The sequence below is a fragment of the Halorubrum sp. SD612 genome, from assembly GCF_002135005.1.
Window position 1 is genome coordinate 2223 of the sequence record NZ_NEWI01000138.1, and the last position, 4329, is coordinate 6551.

4 protein-coding genes are annotated in these 4329 nt (G+C 71.2%); all 4 read left to right on the forward strand.

Translation table 11 applies throughout. The features are described 5' to 3' along the window. Positions 1-1554: GMC family oxidoreductase (locus B9G38_RS13295; protein ID WP_143415456.1), on the forward strand; the 1554-nt coding region annotated here is incomplete at its 5' end. 112 nt (positions 1555-1666) lie between these two features. Beyond that, positions 1667-2476, forward strand: coding sequence for a diadenylate cyclase DacZ (gene dacZ / locus B9G38_RS13300; RefSeq protein ID WP_086220673.1), 810 nt, complete (start codon positions 1667-1669; stop codon positions 2474-2476). A 3-nt stretch (positions 2477-2479) separates the two neighbouring features. After that, positions 2480-3268 (forward strand): mechanosensitive ion channel family protein, encoded by a 789-nt coding sequence (locus B9G38_RS13305; protein ID WP_086220674.1) that lies wholly within the window; start codon positions 2480-2482, stop codon positions 3266-3268. Between the two features lie 100 nt (positions 3269-3368). After that, on the forward strand, positions 3369-4034 hold the full coding sequence (locus B9G38_RS13310) for a GNAT family N-acetyltransferase (protein WP_086220675.1): 666 nt from the start codon (positions 3369-3371) through the stop codon (positions 4032-4034). The last annotated feature ends 295 nt before the right edge of the window (positions 4035-4329 follow it).

The following is a 4329-nucleotide window of genomic DNA, read 5'->3' on the forward strand; positions in this document are numbered from 1 at the left end:
GCCGCCGACGCCGGAACGACGGTCCTGGCCTGGGGGGCGGGGGAACCCGACAGCGACCGGACCGTCTCGATTCCGGGGGCGTTCCCGGAGCTCTTCAAGGGCGAGGCGGACTGGGAGTACTACACCGAGCCGCAGGACGCCTGCGCCGGCCGGGAGCTCTACTGGCCGCGCGGCAAGACGCTCGGGGGGTGTTCCTCGACGAACGCGATGATCTACGTTCGGGGGCACCCGTCGGACTACGACCGGTGGGCAGAGCTGGGCAACGACGGGTGGGGGTACGACTCGATGCTGGAGTACTTCAAGCGGGCGGAGACGTTCGAGCCGTCGGGGTCGACGTATCACGGGAGCGAGGGCCCGCTCAACGTCACCGACCAGTCGTCCCCGCGACCGGCCTCGGAGGCGTTCGTCAGCGCGGCCGCGCAGGCGGGATACGACCGCAACGACGACTTCAACGGGGCCGAGCAGGCGGGCGTCGGCCTCTACCACGTCACCCAGAGGAACGGGAAGCGCCACAGCGCGGCGGACGCGTACCTCAAGCCGGCGCTCGACCGGTCGAACCTCACCGCCGAGACCGGCGCGCAGGTCACCGAGGTGACGATCGAGGACGGTCGCGCGACGGGCGTCGAGTACAGCCGGGACGGCGAGGTTCGCACCGTCGACGCGACCGAGGAAGTCGTCCTCAGCGCCGGCGCGGTCAACTCCCCGCAGCTGCTCATGCTCTCCGGGATCGGCGACCCGGAGCACCTCGCGGACCGCGGCGTCGACGTCGAGGTCGCGTCGCCGGGCGTCGGTCGGAACCTCCAGGACCACCTGTTCGCGTTCGCCGTCTACGAGGCCGACGACGACGTGAGCACGCTCGACGACGCCGGCGGCCTGCGGGACCTGTTCAACTGGTTCGTCTTCAAGCGGGGGAGGCTCACCTCCAACGTCGGCGAGGCCGGGGGGTTCGTCCGCACCGACGAGGACGAGCCCCGTCCGGACCTCCAGTTCCACTTCGCCCCCTCGTACTTCATGGAACACGGGCTCGCGAACCCCGAGACGGGGAGGGGGCTGTCGATCGGCGCGACGCAGCTCCGACCGGAGAGCCGCGGCCGCGTCCGGCTCGCCTCGGACGACCCGTTCGACGACCCCGCGATCGACCCGAACTACCTCGACGAGCGCGCGGACCTCGACGCGCTCGTCGAGGGCGTCAAACGCGCCCGCGAGATCGCCCGACAGGACGCCCTCTCGGAGTACGTCGGTCGCGAGCGGTGGCCCGGCGAGGAGGTCGAGACCGACGAGGAGATAGCCCGCCACGTCCGCGAGGAGTGTCACACCGTGTACCACCCCGTCGGGACGTGTAAGATGGGCGACGGCGAGGCGGCGGTCGTCGACGACGAGCTCCGGGTCCGCGGCGTCGACGGGCTCCGCGTCGTCGACGCGAGCGTGATGCCCGAGCTCGTCGGCGGCAACACGAACGCACCGACGATAGCGATCGCCGAGCGGGCGGCGGACCTGATCCGCGACGACCGGACGGCGGCCGCCGAGGGGCGAGTCTCGGCCGCCGGCGACTAGCCGGGCCGACGGTCGCCCGCCCTTCCGTGGCGAACAACACGTCGACCGCGCCTCCGTGTCAGACGCGCGCACGACGCAACGACTATACGGACTCCGGGAGTCACGTTGGGTAATGGCCTCGCTCACCGACCACCTGGCGGACCTCGTCGCGGACGTCGACGCCGCGCTGCTGTTCTCCCCGACGAGCTCCTTCTACGAGCGATTCGCGGACGCCGAGGTCGAGGTCGTCGTCGTCGCGCCCGACAACGACGTCGACGCGGAGACGTTCGTCGAGCTTCCCCTCCGGTTCGACAACGTCAAAGACCGGATCCGGTTCGGCATCGAGGGCGCGATGGACGCCGACCTCCTCGCGGCGGGCGACGAGGTGGCCTGCGTCGCCTCCGTCTTCGGCGGCGGCTCGGACGCGGTGGTCCGCGTCACGGTCGAGGAGGGGATCCACACCGGCATCTTCGACCTGTTCGCCAACTCCCGGGCGGAGCCGAGCGTCATCCGCGACGTGTTCGAGGTCGCGATCGAGCTCGGCAAGAAGGGACAGAAGGGGAAGCCGGTCGGCGCGCTGTTCGTCGTCGGCGACGCGGGGAAGGTGATGAACAAGTCGCGGCCGCTCTCGTACAACCCCTTCGAGAAGAGCCACGTCCACGTCGGCGACCCCATCGTGAACGTCATGCTCAAGGAGTTCTCGCGGCTGGACGGCGCGTTCGTCGTCTCAGACTCCGGGAAGATCGTCTCGGCGTACCGCTACCTCGAACCCGCCGCCGAGGGGGTCGACATTCCGAAGGGGCTCGGCGCGCGCCACATGTCCGGCGCCGCGATCACCCGCGACACGAACTCGACCGCGATCGTCCTCTCGGAGTCCGACGGACTCGTCCGCGCGTTCAAGGCCGGCGAACTCGTCTTGGAGATCGATCCGGAGGAGTACTGACCCATGTTCGCGGCCCAGGTCTCCGTCCCCGAGTTCCTCCTGAACGTCCCGTACCGCATCTGGCTGGCGCTCGGCGTGCTCCTCTTGGGGCTCCTCCTCGCGTACCTCACCGGCGTGGTCAACCGCCGGCTGCTCCGGCGCGCCGGGGTTCCGGAGGTGATCGAGGGCACCGCCTTCGAGCGCACCGCGCGGGAGTTCGACACCTCGACGGTGCGGATACTGGCGCAGCTGTCGAGCTACTTCATCGTCGCCGTCACCGGCATCGTCGCCCTGACCGTCGCGGACGTGAACTACCTCGAACAGTTCTGGTCCGGGGTCGCCGCGTTCCTCCCGCGGCTGTTCGTCGCCGTGCTCGTGTTCATCGTCGGGATCGTCGTCGGCGACAAGGCGGAACTGCTCGTCGCCGAGCGCCTCCGTGGCGTCAAGCTCCCCGAACTCGGCGTGCTCCCGACGCTCGTGAAGTACAGCGTCGTGTACGTCGCGACGCTCATCGCGCTCGGGCAGGTCGGCGTCCAGACGCTCGCGCTCATCGTGCTGCTCGCGGCGTACGCGTTCGCGCTCGTGCTGTTCGCCGCGCTCGCGACGAAGGACCTCGTCGCCTCGGCCGCGGCCGGCGTCTTCCTCCTCCTCCGGCAGCCGTACGGCATCGGCGACGAGGTGCGGGTCGCCGGCGAGCGCGGCGTCGTTCAGGAGGTCGACCTCTTCGTTACCCACATCGAGACGGACGGCGAGGAACACGTGATCCCGAACCACGCGGTGTTCCGCGACGGGATCGTCCTGATCCGGGAGTGACGCCGCAGCTTCGGTCGCCTCGCGGTCGCCCCCGTCACCCGTTCTCACGCTGTGAAAGTCGTCGGCCCTCTATAACCCGACGCGCGACGAACGTGGAGTCATGGCTCCCGATACCGCGAGCGTCGCCTGCGACGGCTGGGACGGCAGCGAGTGCGAGGGGACGCCGCACTGTCCGCCGCGCTGTCCGCGGTTCGTCGACAAGGAGGGGACGCGCTGGACGATCCGCCCGGCGGTCGACGCCGACGAGCCGTTCCTCGCCGAGATGTACGAGCGGTTCGACCGCGCCGACCGCGCGCAGGGGCTCCCGCCCGTGAGCCGCAGCCGACGCGTCGAGTGGATCCGCTCGATGCTGACCGAGGGGAACAACGTCGTCGCGGAGCGGGACGGCGAGCCCTTCGGTCACGCGATGTACACGCCCACCGACGCCCCGGTTCCCGAACTCGCCGTCTTCGTCCACCCCGACGCGCAGGACCGGGGCGTCGGGACGGAGCTGTGCCGACACGTGATCGCGAACGCCGCCGCCGCCGGCCGGGACGGGATCGAGCTCCACGTCGAGACGGGCAACCGCGTCGCCCGGAGCGTCTACCGGACGGTCGGCTTCGAGGTCGTCGAGCGGTGCGGCGACCTCCGGATGCGCCTCGACCTCGACGACCCGATCGCGACCGAGGTCTGCTGGCCGCCGCTCGCCCGCGAGGGCCCCGCGGAGCCGGCCGTCGACCTCTCGCCGACCGGGGACGGGGCCGGACGCTCGCCGGCCGACGACTGACGGCCGAACGCCGGCGGCAGACGGCCGAACGTCGGCGGCGGATTCGCCGCGACGCCCCGCCGCCGACCGCTTCGCCACCGCAACCGTTAGGCCCCGCCGACCCCAGGGTACCGTAACCGTGGAGGACGCCATCGAGTGCGCTCGCAACCCCCACTTCTACGAGGGACCGAACGCCTCCCACCCGGCGGCCCCCACCCCGCCACCCCAGCTTCCCGCCTCCCACCCCGCACCCCCACTCGCGCGCAGCACCAGCGGCGCTGCCACCAGTCCACGCACCCCCACCCCACCGCACCGC